This is a genomic window from Lonsdalea quercina subsp. quercina, from assembly GCF_000688695.1.
Classification (GTDB): domain Bacteria; phylum Pseudomonadota; class Gammaproteobacteria; order Enterobacterales; family Enterobacteriaceae; genus Lonsdalea; species Lonsdalea quercina_D.
The window spans coordinates 17122-35205 of the sequence record NZ_JIBQ01000012.1; the positions used below are offsets into that span (position 1 = coordinate 17122).

Consider the following 18084-nt stretch of genomic DNA (forward strand, 5'->3'; position numbering starts at 1 on the left):
GGCGTGTTACTGCAGGCCGAGTTTCTTCTCCAGATAGTGGATGTTGGTGCCACCATGCTGGAAGTTTTCGTCGTTCAGGATCTTCAACTGCAGCTCGATGTTAGTCTTAATGCCGTCGATGATCAGTTCCGCCAGCGCATTACGCATCCGGGAGATCGCCACGTCGCGGCTTTCGCCATAGGTAATCAGCTTGCCGATCATGGAGTCGTAATAGGGAGGCACGGTATAGCCTGCATAGATGTGCGATTCCCAACGAACGCCAAAGCCGCCCGGCGCGTGGAAACGCGTGATTTTACCCGGGCTAGGCAGGAAGGTGTTGGGGTCTTCCGCATTGATACGACACTCGACCGCATGGCCGCGGACATGCACTTCTTCCTGTTTGATCGACAGCGGCAGACCTGCGGCGACGCGCAGCTGCTCTTTGATCAGGTCCACGCCAGTGACCATTTCGGTGACGGGGTGTTCCACCTGAATACGGGTGTTCATTTCGATGAAATAGAACTCGCCGTTTTCATACAGGAATTCGAACGTACCGGCGCCGCGGTAGTTGATGTCCACGCAGGCCTTGGCGCAGCGTTCGCCGATATAACGACGCAGTTCGCTGGTGATGCCCGGCGCTGGCGCTTCTTCCAGCACTTTCTGGTGGCGACGCTGCATGGAGCAGTCACGCTCAGCCAGATAGATCGCCTGGCCCTGACCGTCCGCCAGTACCTGGATTTCCACGTGGCGCGGGTTTTCCAGGTATTTTTCCATGTAGACCATATCGTTGTTAAACGCGGCCTTGGCTTCCGCCTTGGTCATGGAAATGGACTGTTCCAGCTCTTTATCGCTGCGGACGACGCGCATGCCGCGTCCGCCGCCGCCGCCGGAAGCTTTGATGATCACCGGGTAACCGATGCGTTTAGCAAAGGCGCGGTTCTTTTCCATATCGTCGCCCAGAGGACCATCGGAACCGGGGACGCAGGGAACACCGGCTTTTTTCATCGCGCTAATGGCAGACACTTTGTCGCCCATCAGGCGAATGGTGTCTGCGCGAGGGCCGATGAAGATAAAGCCGGAGCGCTCAACCTGTTCGGCGAAGTCGGCGTTTTCGGACAAGAAGCCGTAACCGGGGTGGATGGCCACCGCGCCGGTAATTTCAGCAGCGGAGATCAACGCGGGAATGTTCAGGTAGCTTTTGGTGGACGGCGCAGGGCCGATGCACACCGTTTCGTCAGCCAGCAACACGTGTTTCAGGTCGCGATCCGCCGTGGAGTGCACGGCGACGGTTTTGATGCCCAGCTCTTTGCAGGCACGCAAAATACGCAACGCGATCTCACCACGGTTAGCGATAACAATTTTATCTAGCATGGTACGCCCCGTTATTCGATGACAACCAGCGGCTCGTCAAATTCAACCGGTTGACCGCTTTCCAACAGAATGGCTTTCACCACGCCTGCTTTATCGGCTTCGATTTGGTTCATCATTTTCATGGCTTCGACGATGCACAGCGTATCGCCGACGTTAACCTGCTGGCCGACTTCCACAAACGCTTTCGCTTCCGGGCTTGGCGTACGGTAGAACGTCCCTACCATCGGCGAACGTACGATGTGACCGCTGATTGCGGCTGGCGCTGCGGCTACTTCGGCTACCGGCGCTTCGGCCACGGTAGCGGTAAGTGCAGGCTGCGGCTGCATCGGCGCGTAGGCCTGCTGCATCATCGGGTAGGGCTGTGCGGCGGGGGAACGGCTGATGCGTACTGACTCTTCACCTTCGGAAATTTCCAGTTCGGCGATGCCGGATTCTTCAACCAGTTCAATCAGTTTCTTGATTTTACGAATATCCATGAATGGGGTTCCGTACTCTTGTTAATTGGAAATTGACAGGCGTTTTACGGCCGTCTGTAAAGCGTAGCTATAACCATCTGCACCCAGGCCACAAATGACCCCGACTGCCACATCGGACAGATAGGAGTGGTGGCGGAAGGGTTCACGCGCATGCACGTTAGACAGATGAATTTCGATAAAGGGGATGGCGACCGCCAGCAGCGCATCCCGCAGCGCAACGCTGGTATGGGTGTACGCCGCTGGGTTGATCAGAATGAAGTCGGCGTTGCCTCTGGCCTGATGAATGCGGTCGATCAGCGTGTGCTCCGCGTTGGACTGCAGATGCGACAGCTGAACGTTCAGCGCCAGCGCTTCTTGTTCCAATCCGTTAACGATTTCCGTCAACGTGGTATGGCCATACTTCTCAGGCTCGCGGGTGCCCAGAAGATTCAGGTTCGGACCGTTCAAAAGCAAAATGTTGAACTTATCTACCATTATGCTGCTATCTCCCGCGATTCGCTTCGTGCTGCACAAAATAGCGCGAAGCTATTCGTTTGTCACCTTTCTAGGCGCAAATTGTCCGATGCCTAAAAACAAAGTCGTGCATTATAATCATTTCGTTGCAATTAGCAGCCATATAGTGGCCTTATCTGCGGAGATATTCATCTCAGCTTTCGTTCCGCCCCGTTTCGGCGCGTTTATCACACCGTTAGACCCCAGAGCTTCACCGCCACCACTGGCGAAATTTTTTATAACGCATCAGTAACAAAATGAGGGCAAGAAGAGTATAGAAAATAGGTTGCGGAGACAACGTTTTAACCGACCAAATGTAGTGAATAGGGGCAAGAATAGCGACCAGATAAAGCGTGTTATGCAATTTTTGCCAGCGGGATCCCAACTTCCGCATCATGGCCTGCGTGGACGTCAGCGCCAGCGCCAGCAGGATTATCCAACTGACGATGCCGAGTGTGAGATAGGGGCGGGAGAAAAGCTCGCTGACCAGCAGCGAAAGGTGACTAAGTCCCAATTCCAGCAGCGCGTAGCTCGTCAGATGCAGCGTCGCCCAGGCGAAGCACCACAAACCCACGGGCCGTCGACAGCGGATGAGCAGCGGCTGTTTGCCGTAGCGCGCCAACGGCGCTATCGCCAGCGTGGCCAATAGCCATTTCAGCGCAATTCTGCCGGTAAAATGCTGGATATCCTTCGCCGGATCGGCGCTCAGCCATCCCTGGTTCACGGTCAGAAACAGCCACAGTAGCGGCAATATTCCCGCCAGATGAATAAGTACCTTAATCCAAAACAGGTGCCGGGGTTGCAAACGCATTCGACGTTGACTCCACGTATTGGGCACGATCGTGCTCGTATAATTTAGAAGTTCGCCCGCAAATCCAGACCGCGGTACAGCGAGGCCACGTCGTCTGCATACCCGTTGAACAGCAGGGTCGGTTGCCGCTGCACATCGAGAATACCGCCTGCGCCGATCACCCGCTCCGTCGCCTGCGACCAGCGTGGATGGTCCACGTGCGGGTTCACGTTGGCATAAAAACCGTATTCGTTCGGCGCCGATAAGTTCCAGGTCGAGGGCGGTCGTTCGTGCGTGAACCGGATTTTCACGATGGATTTAATGTTTTTGAATCCGTACTTCCACGGCGCCATCAGCCTCAGCGGCGCGCCGTTTTGCGGCGGNAGCGTTTTGCCGTAAACGCCCACGGCCATCAGCGTCAGCGGGTTCATCGCCTCATCCATCCGCAGCCCTTCGACGTAGGGGTAATTCAGCCCCCCGCCGATAAAGCTGTCCTTCTGTCCCGGCATCTGTTCAGGATCGTAGAGCGTCTGAAACGCGACATAGCGTGCGTTGCCGGTGGGATTGGCGAATGCGATAAGTCGGGAAAGCGGGAAGCCGATCCAGGGCACGACCATCGACCAGGCCTCAACGCAGCGGAATCGATAGATGCGTTCTTCCAGCGGGAAGCGCTTGAGAATGTCATCCATATCCAGCGTGATGGGTTTGGCGACTTCGCCGTCGATCTCGATTTTCCAGCCCTCGGTTTTCAGGCCGCCCGCGTTGGCCGCCGGGTCCGCCTTATCCAGTCCGAACTCGTAAAAGTTGTTATAGCCGGTGACTTTGTCTTCCGGCGTGAGCGGTAGATCCAAACGCCAGTTTGGCGGCTGATTGAAGGTCAGCGGTTTGCCCGGCGGGGCTTTAGGCCTTTCGTCGCCTTTGAGCCAGGACAGCAAATCCGCCTGCGCGGACAGCGGCAACGAGAGGGTTGCGGTGGTGATCCCCAGAAACTTCAGCAGTCGGCGGCGCTGGNGGAACAGGGCTTCCGGCGTGACATCTGCTTCGGTCGGCGTGCGATGTTTTTTCATGGTATTCCGCCTTTATGCCTGTGTAGTGACTCGACGCGCGGCGTTCAGGTTGTGCGCCGCAGTATGGCTTAGACCAATCCCTGCCGGCGTGATGGGCGCAGCCGTAAGGCAAGGAGGGCGAACTCCGCGGGTCAACGGGACCCTATCCGGTGTCTCTAAGCCGTTTGCGTACGGCTCAGCGTCAAAGGGATCGGTAGCAGGGTCCAGATGAGGCGGTTCTTAATGTATAGATGATTCTGTCGTGGAGAGATTCCGCGCAAAAAAGAAAATTTTTTTCTCTGTCTGAGCGTCATAAAAAAGACCACCCGAATAGGGGTGGTCTGAAGCGAAGAAACGCCGGGCGGATTTAACGCAGTTTTACCAGCGTACGGCCCGTTACCCGGTTGGCGATGAGATCGGCGGCCGCGGCGGGAACGTCTGCCAACGGGATCTCTTTGGCGACCTGGTCATAGAACGAAGCGGGCAGCAGTTCGGCCAGTCGTTCCCAGGCCTGTTGTCGGCGCGGCTGCGGTGCCATGACCGAATCCACGCCCTGTAGCCGCACGTTGCGCAGAATGAACGGCATGACGGTCGTCGGCAGCGCGATACCTCCGGCCAGACCGCAGGCGGCGACCGTTGCGCCATAATTCATCTGCGCCAGCAGGGTCGCCAGCACGTTATCACCCNCCGTATCGATAGCGCCGGCCCAGCGCTGTTTCTCCAGTGGCCGCGGCGCGGCGGTAAATTCCTGTCTGTCGAGCACCTGTCCTGCGCCCAGTTGCCGCAGATAATCGGCGTTTTCCGCCCGTCCGCTCAGCGCGGTCACCTGATACCCCAGCGCATGGAGCAGCGCAATGGCGGTGCTGCCCACGCCGCCGCTGGCGCCGGTGACGATAATCTCGCCGTCTGCAGGCGTGACGCCGCCTTCTTCCAAAGCCATGACGCACAGCATGGCGGTAAATCCTGCCGTGCCTATGATCATGGCCTGACGTGTCGAGAGTCCTTGAGGCAGCGCGACCAGCCAGTCGCTTTTCACCCGAGCCGACTGCGCGAGTCCGCCCCAGTGATTTTCCCCGACGCCCCAGCCGGTCAGAATCACAGACTGCCCGACGGCGAAAGCGTCGTCGTCGCTGCAGTGTACGGTTCCCGCGAAGTCAATGCCGGGTATCATGGGAAACTGGCGGACAATTTTGCCTTGGCCTGTGATAGCCAGCGCATCTTTATAGTTGATGCTCGACCAGGATACATCGACAGTCACGTTCCCTTCCGGCAGTTGCGTCGGGTCGATGGTGCGGACTTCAGGCACCGTTTTACCCTGGTGCTGTTCGAGAATCAGAGCCTGCATTGCATTACCTCCTTTCGGGATCGAACAAATAGGTAGAGGGAAGTCAGGTAATGACTATATTGGTAATAGACATGACATGCACTGATAAACCGCAAGGAGCAGGCGGCTGTGCCGCTGCCGCATTTATTCGGTTATAAGGCTTAGGAGTAAAAGACCCAAGGATGAGATTGACCACCAAACTTTCAATGCTGATGACGACGCTGACCCTGTTGGCGATTGCGCTAATGTTCGTCAGCAGTATTTCCAGCTTTATTTACTACAGCCAGAAACGCATGGAGCACCAACTTAAAGCGGTGGCGACCAGCGTCGATCAGGCTCTGCTGGTGAACTCGCCCAGCGAGATCGTAGCGTGGCTGCCGCCGGTGATGAGGAGCCTCGGGATCGTCGAGCTGGAGATCCAGCAGGGGCAGGACAGCAGCGATGTCATCAGCCTGCCGGAAGATAAGCCCGACGACCGGACGATCATGTATCGCCGGGCGCAGATGTCGCTCATGCAGCATCCCAATATTTCGCTGAAAATTATCTACGTCGATCCGCTGATGGGCTCCCCCCGTTATCTGTTTTCATTTCTGTCCGTCATGGTGGTGATGCTGGTGATGTCGATCGCTATCTTTTATGCCGTGCGCTGGCTGCGCCGGCAGATGGCCGGACAGGAGCGGCTTGAAGCGCGCGCGGAGCGTATTCTCTACGGCGACAGCGAAGTGGTGCCGCCTGGCTCTGGTCGTGAATGGCCGGTCAGCGCCAGCGGCGCGCTCGACAAGCTTTTGGGCGACCTGATGGAAGCGCGGGAAGCCAAAGGTCGAGTGGATACGCTGATCCGCGCCTTTGTCGCACAGGACGCGGAAACTGGTTTGAATAACCGGTTTTTCTTCGATAACCAACTGGCGACACAGTTGGAAGATCCGGAGTCTGTCGGCACACACGGCGTGGTGATGATGGTCCGACTGCCGGACTTCGATACCCTGCAGGGAACTCACGGTTATGACAGCTCGCTGGCGGAATACTGCGCGGCCCTGATTAACCAGCTCTCTTTGTTCATTAGCCGTTATCCGTCCGCGCTGGTGGCCCGCTATCACCACAGCGATCTCGCGGTGCTGCTGCCGCATCGCACGTTGAAGGAGGCGGACGGCGTCGCGGCGCAGATGGTGCGGGACGCTGCGCGCCTGCCAGCGCCGTCTTGCATCGATAAAGACGATATTTTGCATATCGGCATCTGCGCCTACCGCAGCGGTCAGCGGGTGGATCAGGTGATTGAGAATGTGGAAGACGCCACCCGTCATGCCGTATTGCAAGGCGGCAGCGGCTGGTGCGTTTTTGACCGTCGCGTGCCGGAAAAAGGACGAGGGAGCGTGAAGTGGCGCACCTTGCTGGAAGACACGCTGTCCCGCGGCGGCCCGCGTCTCTACCAAAAACCGGCAATCACCTGTGAGGGCTGGGTGCATCATTACGAGCTAAACAGCCGCATCGACGACGGCACGCAGGAGTTACTGGAGGCGGAATATATGCCGCTGGTGCGCCAGCTTGGTCTCACCGCCAGCTACGAACGGTTGCTGGTGACCCGCACGCTCGCGCTGATAGCGGGTGATGCCGACGTCACGCTGGCGATCCCCATCACCGTGGATTCCCTGCTTCAGCCTTCATTCCTGAGATGGCTATGCGAAACGCTGCAACAGAGTGCTCAGGAACAGCGCTGTCGTCTGCTGCTGGAACTGGCGGAGGCCGACGTGTGTCAGTACCTCGGACGTCTTCGTCCGGTGATTGCCGAGCTGACCGGGCTGGGCTGTCGGTTGGTGGTGGCGCAGGCAGGTCTGACGCTGGTGAGCAGCGCCTATATCAAGTCACTGCCGGTTGAGGTCATTAAACTGCATCCGGGGCTGGTGCGCGACGTCGATCAGCATCCGGAGAACCAGCTATTTATCCAGAGTCTGACCGCCGCCTGCGTTGGTACCAAGACGCGCGTTTGCGCCGTCAGCGTGCGTACCCGCGAAGAGTGGCTGACGTTATTGGATAAGGGCGTGCGTGGCGGGCAAGGCGCGTTGTTTGCCAACTCGACGCCCGTCGGGAATACGCTGAAAAAATATTCACAGCAGTTCCATGTTTAATGTGAATGTCCGGCCCGATTTAGCGTAGAATGAGCGCGCCGTGGAGAGCATGTCGTGACTGCTGATATCACCGCGAAAATGTTAGATTTTATGTCCGTTGTCGGCGCAAATTTTCGGGATTGTGCGCGGCCAGTCTAGATGCCGCCTGAGGGGATCCCCCTCCATGAGTTTCGTGCCTAACCCAAATTTGTGCGGCATACGTCTTTTTCACCGTAGCAGAGCCTGTTCGCGCCTTGTCGCTGCTGCGTGTGGTTGGTAAAGTAGGCGGATTTTATTTATTTCCGCCCCCAGCTTGCAGGATTATCCTTTAGTTATGTTTAAGAAATTTCGTGGCATGTTTTCCAACGACTTGTCCATCGACCTGGGTACCGCCAATACCCTGATTTATGTAAAAGGACAGGGCATTGTACTGAACGAACCTTCCGTGGTGGCGATTCGCCAGGACCGCGCGGGTTCTCCGAAAAGTGTTGCCGCAGTAGGCCATGACGCCAAACAGATGTTGGGTCGTACGCCGGGCAATATCGCGGCTATCCGTCCGATGAAGGATGGGGTGATTGCCGATTTCTTCGTGACTGAGAAAATGCTGCAGCACTTTATCAAACAGGTGCATAGCAACAGCTTCATGCGCCCCAGCCCGCGCGTGTTGGTCTGTGTTCCGGTCGGCGCGACTCAGGTTGAACGCCGCGCGATCCGTGAATCCGCACAGGGCGCAGGCGCACGCGAAGTGTTTCTGATTGAAGAACCCATGGCAGCGGCTATCGGCGCGGGACTGCCCGTGTCTGAAGCGACCGGCTCCATGGTGGTGGATATCGGCGGCGGTACGACGGAAGTCGCGGTGATCTCCCTGAATGGCGTGGTCTACTCCTCGTCGGTCCGCATTGGCGGCGACCGCTTCGACGAAGCGATTATCAATTACGTTCGCCGCAACTACGGCTCGCTGATCGGCGAAGCGACGGCGGAACGCATCAAGCACGAAATCGGCTCCGCCTACCCGGGCGACGAAGTCCGTGAAATTGAAGTGCGCGGTCGTAACCTGGCTGAAGGGGTACCGCGTGGCTTCACGCTGAACTCCAACGAAATTCTGGAAGCCCTGCAGGAGCCGCTGACCGGCATCGTCAGTGCGGTCATGGTCGCACTGGAACAGTGCCCGCCAGAGCTGGCGTCCGACATCTCCGAACGCGGCATGGTGCTGACCGGCGGTGGTGCGCTGCTGCGCAACCTGGACCGTCTGTTAATGGAAGAGACTGGCATTCCTGTGGTTGTCGCGGAAGATCCGCTGACCTGCGTTGCGCGTGGCGGTGGTAAAGCGTTGGAAATGATCGACATGCATGGCGGCGATTTGTTCAGCGAAGAATAATCCGGCCTGCCAGAAATAAAGAAGGGGGAAACCGTATGGATGAAGGTTTGTTGAGTTCATCCCGTCTGGTGGCCCCCTTTTTCATTGTCGAGGAATACGCCATTTTATGAAGCCGATTTTTAGCAGGGGCCCCTCCCTGCAACTGCGACTTTTTCTAACCGTCATCACCGCGATTGTCATCATTATTGCTGACAGCCGGCTCGGTACGTTTGTCAAAATCCGCACCTACATGGATACCGCCGTCAGCCCGTTCTACTTTCTGGCGAACGGTCCGCGCGCGGCGTTGGACAACGTCTCGGCCAAGCTGACCTCTCGGGAGCAGCTGGAGCGCGAGAACACGGCGCTGCGTCAGGAACTGTTGTTGAAGAACAGCGACCTGTTGCTGCAAGGGCAGCTTAAGCAGGAGAACGCGCGGCTGCGCGAACTGCTGGGCTCCCCGCTGCGGCAGGATGAACACAAGATGGTGACGCAGGTCCTTTCCGCTGGTATCGACCCTTACAGCGATCAGGTTGTGATCGACAAAGGTGCCGTCAACGGCGTGTATGAAGGCCAGCCGGTCATCAGCGATAAAGGCGTGGTCGGACAGGTGATCGCCGTCGGACAACTGACCAGCCGCGTGTTGTTGATTTGCGATGCCTCTCACGCGCTGCCGATCCAGGTGCTGCGTAACGACATCCGCGTGATTGCCGCGGGCAACGGTTGCACGGAAGATTTGCAGCTGGAGCACTTGCCGAACAATACCGATATCCGCGTCGGAGATGTGCTGGTCACTTCGGGTCTGGGGGGACGCTTCCCCGAAGGCTATCCCGTGGGCGTCATCTCTTCGGTGAAAGTGGACACTCAGCGTGCCTATACTGTCATTCAGGCGCATCCCACGGCGGGACTGCAGCGTTTGCGCTATCTTCTCCTATTGTGGGGAGGGGATAACGACGCCCACGCCGCTATTTCTCCGCAGGAAGTGCAACGGGTAGCGAACGAACGCCTGATGCAGATGATGCCGCACGTATTGCCGTCTCCTGACTCGATGGGACCGCCGGCGCCCCCGGCGAACGCGGCTCCTCCGACGGATAGCGCCCCTGCGGGCGGTCGGGCGCCGGGAGGCGAGCAATGAATCGTTATCGTCGTAACGGCAACTGGATCATCTGGCTGTCGTTCCTGATAGCGCTGGTGTTGCAGATTATGCCGTGGCCGGATGACATCTATATGTTCCGCCCCTCCTGGCTGACGCTGCTCCTGATTTACTGGGTGATGGCGCTGCCCCACCGAGTGAATGTCGGAACCGGCTTCATCCTTGGGATCATCACCGATCTGATTCTCGGAGCGACGCTGGGCGTACGCGCGTTGGGGCTGAGCATCGTGGCCTATCTGGTGGCATTTCGCTTTCAGCTCTTCCGCAATATGGCGCTGTGGCAGCAGGCATTAATCGTGATGCTGTTGTCGCTGCTGCTGGATCTTTTGATCTTTTGGGCCGAGTTCCTGGTTCATGACGTGGCGTTCCGCCCGGAAGTGTTATGGAACTGCGTGGTTGATGGCGCGCTGTGGCCGTGGCTGTTTTTACTGATGCGGAAAATCCGCCGTCAGTTCACCGTACAATAGAGGTCGTGCATGACAGCACTGTATTTGGCGTCATCGTCTCCCCGGCGTAAAACCCTTCTGGAAATGCTGGAGATCCCGTTTGTGACGCTGACGGCTGAAGTGGAAGAGCAGAGACGGCCTGACGAAACGCCGGAACACTACGTAAGTCGCCTGGCGCAGGATAAAGCGGCGGCGGGTGTTGCGGTCGCGCCGCAGGATCTCCCTGTGCTCGGCGCGGACACCATCGTGGTCCTGGAAGGCGATGTGCTGGAAAAACCACGCGACGAGGCGCACGCCGCCGAGATGCTGCGGGCGCTGTCCGGCCGTCGGCATCAGGTGATGACGGCCATCGCACTGGCCGATAAAGAAAAAACACTAAGTCAACGTGTGGTCACCGAAGTGGTTTTTCGGCGTCTCTCAGAACAGGATATCGTTAGCTACATTGCCAGCGGTGAACCCATGGATAAAGCCGGCGCCTATGGTATCCAGGGCAAAGGCGGGTGCTTCGTAAAATCCATTGCGGGAAGTTACCACGCTGTTGTGGGACTGCCGCTGGTGGAAACCCTTGACTTGTTCAGCCGATTTGCCGAACTGCGTACAGCAAGAGGAACCCATGACCGCTGAGTTACTGGTAAATATTACGCCTTCAGAAACGCGCGTCGCTTACATTGACAACGGCACGATGCAGGAAATTCACATCGAGCGCGAAGCCAAGCGCGGCATCGTCGGCAACATCTATAAAGGGCGGGTCAGCCGCGTGCTGCCTGGCATGCAGGCGGCGTTTGTCGATATCGGTCTGGATAAGGCGGCTTTTTTGCACGCCTCCGACATCATGCCGCACACCGAATGCGTGGCGGGCGACGAACAGAAAAACTTCCACGTCCGGGACATTGCGGAGCTGGTGCGCCAGGGGCAGGATCTCATGGTGCAGGTGGTCAAAGATCCCTTGGGCACCAAAGGCGCGCGTCTGACGACGGACATCACGCTGCCTTCGCGCTATCTGGTCTTCATGCCGGGCGCCTCGCATGTCGGCGTCTCCCAGCGTATCGAAAGCGAAACCGAACGTGAGCGCCTCAAACATATTGTTTCCGCCTACTGCGACGAACAGGGCGGATTCATTATTCGCACCGCCGCCGAAGGCGTGGGCGAGCAGGAGCTGACGGAAGACGCCGCTTTCCTGAAACGCCTGTGGGGCAAGGTGATAGAGCGCAAAAAACGCAACAAAACCCGTTGCCAGCTGTATGGCGAGCTGGCGTTGGCGCAGCGTATTCTGCGGGATTTCGCCGGCGCGGCGCTGGATCGTATTCGCGTCGACTCCAAGTTGACCTTCGACTCTCTGGTGGAGTTCACCTCCGAATACATCCCCGAGATGGCCAGCAAGCTGGAGCTGCACGCGGGTAAACAGCCGATCTTCGATTTGTACGATGTCGAGAACGAAATTCAACGCGCGCTGGACCGCAAGGTCGAACTAAAGTCGGGCGGATATCTGATCATCGATCAGACCGAGGCGATGACGACGATTGATATCAATACCGGCGCCTTCGTCGGGCATCGCAATCTGGATGAAACCATCTTCAATACCAACATCGAAGCGACGCAGGCGATAGCCCGCCAGCTGCGACTGCGTAATTTGGGCGGCATCATCATCATCGACTTCATCGATATGAGCAACGAAGACCACCGTCGCCGAGTGCTGCATTCGCTGGAGCAGGCGCTCAGTAAAGATCGGGTAAAAACCAGTATTAGCGGCTTCTCTCAACTAGGATTAGTGGAGATGACGCGTAAGCGTACCCGTGAGAGTATCGAACACGTCTTGTGCAGCGGCTGTCCCACCTGTCACGGCCGCGGGACGGTGAAAACGGTTGAGACCGTTTGCTACGAAATCCTGCGTGAAATTGTGCGCGTACACCATGCTTACGATTCCGACCGCTTCTTGGTTTATGCCTCGCCGCGCGTCGGCGAAGCGCTGAAAGGCGAAGAGTCCCATGCTCTGGCCGAGGTGGAAGTCTTCGTCGAGAAACAGGTCAAAGTCCAGATCGAACCCCTGTACAGTCAGGAGCAGTTCGACGTGGTGATGATGTAATACAGACGGCGTGTGGATGCCGGCGGCCAGCGATAGCAGAAAATGCAGNGTCGGCGTGATGCGGAGAAGGCGTCTCTGCCCGCCATGCTGCCGGTGACGAACAACAAGGAGACATGCGTGAGGCGACTGCCCGGAATCTTGCTTGCTACGGGAGCCACCCTTATTGTACTGGTTGCGCTGGCGGTCAGTGGACTGCGGCTTGCCATGCCGCATCTGGACGACTTCAGGCCACGGCTCGTGGCCTGGGCGCAGTCTGTCTCCGGGATCCCCATCGAGGTCGCGGGTCTTCACGGCAGCTGGGAGCCGTTTGGCCCCACGCTGGAAATCAACCATATTCGCATTCAGCATCCGGACGCTGACTGGCAGTCCAAACGGGTCACGCTGGCGCTGGATGTGTGGCAATCGTTGCTTCATCTGCGCTGGCAGTTCCGCGATCTGACCTTCTACCAGATGCAGTTGGACATCAAACAACCCCTCGATTTTTCCCAAAAAAATAACGATAGCGGCTGGCAGGCGAACCAAGTCACCGACCTGTTTCTACGTCAGCTCGATCATTTCGATTTGCGCGACAGCCATATCACTTTTTTGACGCCCTCCGGCCCACGCGCCGAGCTTTTTATCCCCCAACTCACCTGGCTGAATGGCCACAACCGCCACCGCGCCGAGGGGCAAATCAGCCTGTCGAGTTTTAACGGCCAGCACGGCGTGGTGCAAATGCGCATGGATTTGCAGGACGATCAGGGATGGCTGAATGACGGCACCCTTTATCTGCAAGCCGACGACATCGACATGAAGCCTTGGCTGAGCCGCTGGTTGCGTAACAATACCGGTCTGGAGAACGCGGACTTCAGTTTGGCGACCTGGCTGCATGTGCGTAACGGCGAGATCGCCGGGGGCGATGTTCTGCTGAACAAGGGGACGGCGGGCTGGCGCGACGGTAAAGAGACCCATCGCATCAGCGTCGACAACATGATGCTGCAGGCCAGCCGACAGGATAACGGTTGGCAGCTCACCATCCCGACGTTGAAGGTGGCGACGGACGGGCAGGCCTGGCCGCAGGCAGCTATCTCCGCGCTGTGGCTTCCTGCGGATAAGCCGGTCGACGGCGAGGCGCTACAGGGCGAACTGCGTGTCCGCAGCGGCATTTTGGCGCTGGAGCGTTTCACGCCGCTTTTGCCGTTGCTCTCTTCCGCCATGCCGGAGTTGAAAACGCGCTGGCAGGCGCTGCAGCCGAAAGGTCAGTTGACCTCGCTGGCGCTGGATATTCCGCTGGCGACGCCGCAGGACAGCCGCTTTCAGGTGGGTTGGCAAGATGTCAGCTGGCAGCCCTGGCAGATGCTGCCGGGCGTTGACCATTTCTCCGGTACGGTGAGCGGCAGCGTGGGAAGCGGTCAGGTGCATCTTCAACTGAAACAGAGCACGCTGCCTTATCCGGGCATGTTCCGAGCGCCGCTGGAAATGGCGAAGGTGGAAGGGAACCTGCATTGGCGGAGCGACGACCAAGGGTGGTCGCTGTGGTCGAAAGGGTTGGACGTCCAGGCCAAATCGCTCTGGGCCAACGGCGATTTTGACTACCATCATCCCGCGCAGGGCGAGCCGCAGTTGAATATTCTCGCCGGGCTGCGTTTAAGCGATGGGGCGGAGGCATGGCGCTACTATCCCGAACATTTTATGGGAAAAAGTCTGGTCAATTACCTCAGTCAGGCGGTGCAGGGGGGCTCGGTAGACAACGGCACTCTGATTTTTTCCGGCAATCCGTCACACTTTCCCTTTACGCACCATGACGGACAGTTTCAGGTGTGGGTGCCGCTGAAAAACGCCAAATTCGGCTTTCAGCCCGGCTGGCCGGCGCTGGACAGTGAAAATATCACCCTTAACTTCCTGAATAACGGGCTGTGGATGAATGCGCCGCAGGCGCGGCTCGGCAACGTTAAAGGTCGCAACATTGATGCCGCGATCCCCAACTATCAGCAGGAGCTGCTGCTGATTAACGGCGACCTGAGCGGCAGTGGTAAAGATGTGAGTGATTACTTCATGCAGACGCCGCTGAAATCCACGCTGGGAACCGCGCTGCAACAATTGCAAATCGGCGGTAACGTGGCTAGCACGCTGCACTTGTCCATCCCGCTGAACGGTAAGCAGGTTCGGGCGAGCGGCGAGGTCACGATGAATGACAATAGCCTGTTCATCAAACCGCTGGGCGTCACGCTGCGCCAGCTCACCGGTCGCTTTAGTTATGACAACGGCAATTTGAAGAGCGAACCGTTGCAGGCCAGCGTGTTCGGCCAGCCGCTGACCGCCAGTTTCAGCACGGAAGAGCAGGAAAACGCGTTTCAGGTCAATGTGGATCTGCAGGGGAGCGTACAGCCGGCGCGGCTGCCGAGCTTACCTGCCGATGTTGTGAGCGCGCTGGGCGGCAACGCCACCTGGAAAACACAGGTGGGCGTGACGCTGCCGCATAAGGGCGGCGCAACCTACGATGTGAGCGCCCAGGCCGATCTGAAAGAAGTAAGCAGTCACTTACCTTCTCCGCTCGACAAGGCCGCAGGCAAAGCGCTCCCGGTCCAGCTGAGCGCTAAAGGCGACCTGCGCGGCTTTACAGTACAGGGCGTGCTGGCGAAAAGTCAGCGGTTTAACAGCCGCTGGCTGCTGAAGAAACAGTCGGNCGCGCTGGCACAGGCGGTCTGGCAGGACGGCGGTAAAAAGGNGCCGGCGCTAACCGGCGAGGACGGCATCACGCTGCATCTTCCCGCGCTTGATGGCGAACGCTGGCTGGGGCTGTTGTCCGGCGCGAAGTCTGCCGCGCAAGGGGCGGGGGGCGGCGGATTCTCGCTCCCGGCGCGCGTCACCGTGACGACGCCGCAGTTGACGCTGGCGGGCCAGCGGTGGCGCGATCTGGCGCTGAGCGCGTATCCCACCGCGGGCGGCACCGCGGTGACGGCGCGCGGCCGCGAGATCGACGGACGCCTGGAAATCCCACGTACCGGCGTGTGGCGGAGTGACGTGCGCTATCTTTACTACAATCCGCAATGGTCCGGGAGCGCGGCTTCCAAGACGTCGGGCAACGCTTCCGCGCCGTTTACCATCACCAACGAGACTTTTGCCGGGTGGCCTACGCTGCAGGTGAACTGCACCGAATGTTGGGCGATGGGACAAAATCTGGGCCGGATTCAGGCTCTGTTAGTGCCCGAGAGAAACAAAATCTCGATCCGCAACGGACTGGTGGATGACGGCAAGGCGCGTTTGACGATCGACGGCAGCTGGCAGCAGGCCGAGGGTGGAAGCCGCACCTCGCTGAAAGGCGTGCTGTCCGGCGATAGCCTGACGGAGAGCGCCGAATGGTTGGGTATTGCCACGCCGCTGCGGGGTGAGTCATTCAACATCGATTATGACCTTTACTGGCATGGCGAGCCGTGGTCTCCGGACGTGCCCNCGCTCAGCGGTATCCTGCAGACCCATCTCGGCAAAGGGGAAATCACCAGCGCGAGCAGCGGGTCGGCCGGGCAACTGCTGCGTCTCATCAGCTTCGATGCGCTGCTGCGCAAATTGCAGTTCGACTTCAGCGATACCTTTAACAAAGGCTTCTATTTCGACAGCATCCGCAGCTCCGCCTGGATTAAGTCCGGCGTGCTGCATACCGATAATCTGCTGGTCGATGGGCTGGAGGCGGACATCGCGATGAGCGGCGATGTCGATCTGGTGAAGCGGCAGATCAACATGGAAGCCACGATCGCGCCGGAGCTGTCCGGTACGGTCGGGGTGGCGGCGGCCTTTGTGGTCAATCCCGTCGTCGGCGCGGCGGTATTCGCCGCCAGCAAAGTGCTGGCGCCGCTGTGGAATAAATTTTCCCTGATTCGTTACCATATTTCCGGTAGTGTGGATCAACCGAAGATTCAGGAAGTTCTGCGCGAAAAGCAGAAAGCCCGCGCGGCGACATCCGGCCAGTAAGGGCGGCATGTTTATCTGATTACCTTGACATTAAGAGTGACATCCTATGAGTCTGACGTTAGTCAGTGAGCAATTACTCACAGCCAACAAGCTGAGCCTAAACGATTTAAACGCCATTCTGGAGACGCTGAATGCGCGTCGTCTGGACTATGCCGATCTCTATTTCCAATCCAGCTACCACGAGTCCTGGGTATTGGAAGATCGCATCATCAAAGACGGGTCCTACCATATCGATCAGGGCGTGGGGATCCGGGCCGTCAGCGGCGAAAAAACGGGTTTCGCCTACGCCGACCAAATTACGTTGAACGCGCTGCAACAGAGTGCTCAGGCAGCCCGTAGCATTGTGAGAGAACAGGGCGACGGACGTGTGCATGCGCTGGGCGAGTCGGCGCATCGCGCGTTGTATCCGAGCCAGAACCCGCTAGATAGCCTAACGCGGGAAGAAAAAATCGCTCTGCTGCAGCGCGTGGATGCGACCGCGCGTGCGGAAGACGCCCGCGTGCAGGAAGTCAGCGCCAGCCTGACCGGGGTGTATGAGCTGGTGCTGGTGGCGGCAACCGATGGCACGCTGGCGGCGGATGTTCGTCCGCTGGTGCGTCTGTCCGTCAGCGTGCTGGTGGAGCAGGACGGCAAGCGTGAACGCGGCTCCAGCGGCGGCGGCGCGCGTACCGGTTACGACTATTTCTGGCAGTTGGTGGACGGCGAAGCGCGGGCGGAAGCCTGGGCGAAAGAAGCCGTACGCATGGCGCTAATCAACCTTTCCGCCGTGGCGGCGCCCGCGGGCTCGATGCCTGTCGTGTTGGGCGCGGGCTGGCCGGGCGTGCTGCTGCATGAAGCGGTCGGTCATGGTCTGGAAGGCGACTTTAATCGTCGCGGTACTTCCGTATTCAGCGGCCAGATGGGCAATCTGGTGGCGTCTGAACTCTGTACCGTGGTAGATGACGGCACGATGGAAGGCCGCCGTGGCTCGCTGGCGATGGACGATGAGGGCGTACCGGGTCAGTACAACGTGCTGATCGAGAACGGCGTGTTGAAAGGTTACATGCAGGACAAGCTCAACGCTCGCCTGATGGGCGTGGCGCCGACCGGCAACGGTCGCCGTGAGTCCTATGCGCATCTGCCTATGCCGCGCATGACCAATACTTACATGCTGGACGGGAAGTCCACGCCGGAAGAGATCATCGCCAGCGTCGACTACGGTCTGTATGCGCCGAACTTCGGCGGCGGTCAGGTGGACATCACCTCCGGCAAGTTCGTGTTCTCCACATCGGAAGCCTATCTGATCGAAAAAGGCCGCATCACCAAGCCGGTTAAAGGCGCGACGCTGATTGGTTCCGGTATCGAAGCCATGCAGCAGATCTCTATGGTGGGCAACGATCTCTCGCTGGATATGGGCGTCGGCGTTTGCGGTAAAGAAGGCCAGAGCCTGCCGGTCGGCGTCGGTCAGCCGACGTTGAAGCTGGACAGCCTGACGGTAGGCGGCACGGCTTAATCACCCTCCGTTCTCCTCCGTCGTCTCG

Annotated in this window: 14 protein-coding genes; 8 read left to right on the forward strand and 6 right to left on the reverse strand. The window is 58.6% G+C overall.

Annotation, left to right across the window (positions count from 1 at the left end; all coding sequences use genetic code 11):
• Window positions 1-6: 6 nt before the first annotated feature.
• From accC to acuI, 6 genes are all read right to left on the reverse strand, one after another.
• Window positions 7-1350 (reverse strand): acetyl-CoA carboxylase biotin carboxylase subunit, encoded by a 1344-nt coding sequence (gene accC / locus SB13_RS12415; protein WP_026740654.1) that lies wholly within the window; start codon window positions 1348-1350, stop codon window positions 7-9.
• An 11-nt stretch (window positions 1351-1361) separates the two neighbouring features.
• Window positions 1362-1826 (reverse strand): acetyl-CoA carboxylase biotin carboxyl carrier protein, encoded by a 465-nt coding sequence (gene accB, locus SB13_RS12420; RefSeq protein WP_026740655.1) that lies wholly within the window; start codon window positions 1824-1826, stop codon window positions 1362-1364.
• Window positions 1827-1847: 21 nt separating this feature from the next.
• Entirely contained in the window at window positions 1848-2300 is a 453-nt protein-coding gene (gene aroQ / locus SB13_RS12425; protein WP_026740656.1) for a type II 3-dehydroquinate dehydratase, read from the reverse strand.
• Between the two features lie 229 nt (window positions 2301-2529).
• Complete coding sequence (gene msrQ / locus SB13_RS12430) at window positions 2530-3129, reverse strand: protein-methionine-sulfoxide reductase heme-binding subunit MsrQ (RefSeq protein WP_026740657.1); 600 nt, start codon at window positions 3127-3129, stop codon at window positions 2530-2532.
• Window positions 3130-3173: 44 nt separating this feature from the next.
• Window positions 3174-4175: a protein-methionine-sulfoxide reductase catalytic subunit MsrP gene (gene msrP, locus SB13_RS12435; protein WP_026740658.1), complete on the reverse strand. Its 1002-nt coding sequence runs from the start codon at window positions 4173-4175 to the stop codon at window positions 3174-3176.
• A 346-nt stretch (window positions 4176-4521) separates the two neighbouring features.
• The gene (gene acuI, locus SB13_RS12440; RefSeq protein ID WP_026740659.1) at window positions 4522-5499 is read right to left on the reverse strand and encodes an acrylyl-CoA reductase (NADPH); all 978 of its coding nucleotides are present in this window, start codon (window positions 5497-5499) and stop codon (window positions 4522-4524) included.
• Between the two features lie 161 nt (window positions 5500-5660).
• Here acuI and csrD point away from each other — a divergent pair, with 161 nt between their 5' ends.
• From csrD to tldD, 8 genes are all read left to right on the forward strand, one after another.
• Window positions 5661-7601: an RNase E specificity factor CsrD gene (gene csrD, locus SB13_RS12445; RefSeq protein ID WP_026740660.1), complete on the forward strand. Its 1941-nt coding sequence runs from the start codon at window positions 5661-5663 to the stop codon at window positions 7599-7601.
• A gap of 313 nt (window positions 7602-7914) precedes the next feature.
• Window positions 7915-8958, forward strand: coding sequence for a rod shape-determining protein MreB (mreB, locus tag SB13_RS12450; protein ID WP_003855260.1), 1044 nt, complete (start codon window positions 7915-7917; stop codon window positions 8956-8958).
• Between the two features lie 106 nt (window positions 8959-9064).
• The gene (gene mreC, locus SB13_RS12455) at window positions 9065-10069 is read left to right on the forward strand and encodes a rod shape-determining protein MreC (RefSeq protein ID WP_026740661.1); all 1005 of its coding nucleotides are present in this window, start codon (window positions 9065-9067) and stop codon (window positions 10067-10069) included.
• Window positions 10066-10554: a rod shape-determining protein MreD gene (gene mreD, locus SB13_RS12460; protein ID WP_026740662.1), complete on the forward strand. Its 489-nt coding sequence runs from the start codon at window positions 10066-10068 to the stop codon at window positions 10552-10554. The genes mreC and mreD overlap by 4 nt, the downstream gene beginning before the upstream one ends.
• Before the next feature lie 9 nt (window positions 10555-10563).
• Complete coding sequence (locus SB13_RS12465; protein WP_026740663.1) at window positions 10564-11157, forward strand: Maf family protein; 594 nt, start codon at window positions 10564-10566, stop codon at window positions 11155-11157.
• Window positions 11147-12616, forward strand: coding sequence for a ribonuclease G (rng, locus tag SB13_RS12470; protein ID WP_026740664.1), 1470 nt, complete (start codon window positions 11147-11149; stop codon window positions 12614-12616). Before SB13_RS12465 ends, rng begins: the two co-directional genes overlap by 11 nt.
• Before the next feature lie 117 nt (window positions 12617-12733).
• Window positions 12734-16564 carry an AsmA2 domain-containing protein YhdP gene (gene yhdP, locus SB13_RS12475; protein WP_026740665.1) on the forward strand — a complete coding sequence of 1277 codons (3831 nt, stop codon included), beginning with the start codon at window positions 12734-12736 and terminating at the stop codon, window positions 16562-16564.
• A gap of 46 nt (window positions 16565-16610) precedes the next feature.
• On the forward strand, window positions 16611-18056 hold the full coding sequence (tldD, locus tag SB13_RS12480) for a metalloprotease TldD (RefSeq protein ID WP_026740666.1): 1446 nt from the start codon (window positions 16611-16613) through the stop codon (window positions 18054-18056).
• Window positions 18057-18084: the final 28 nt, after the last annotated feature.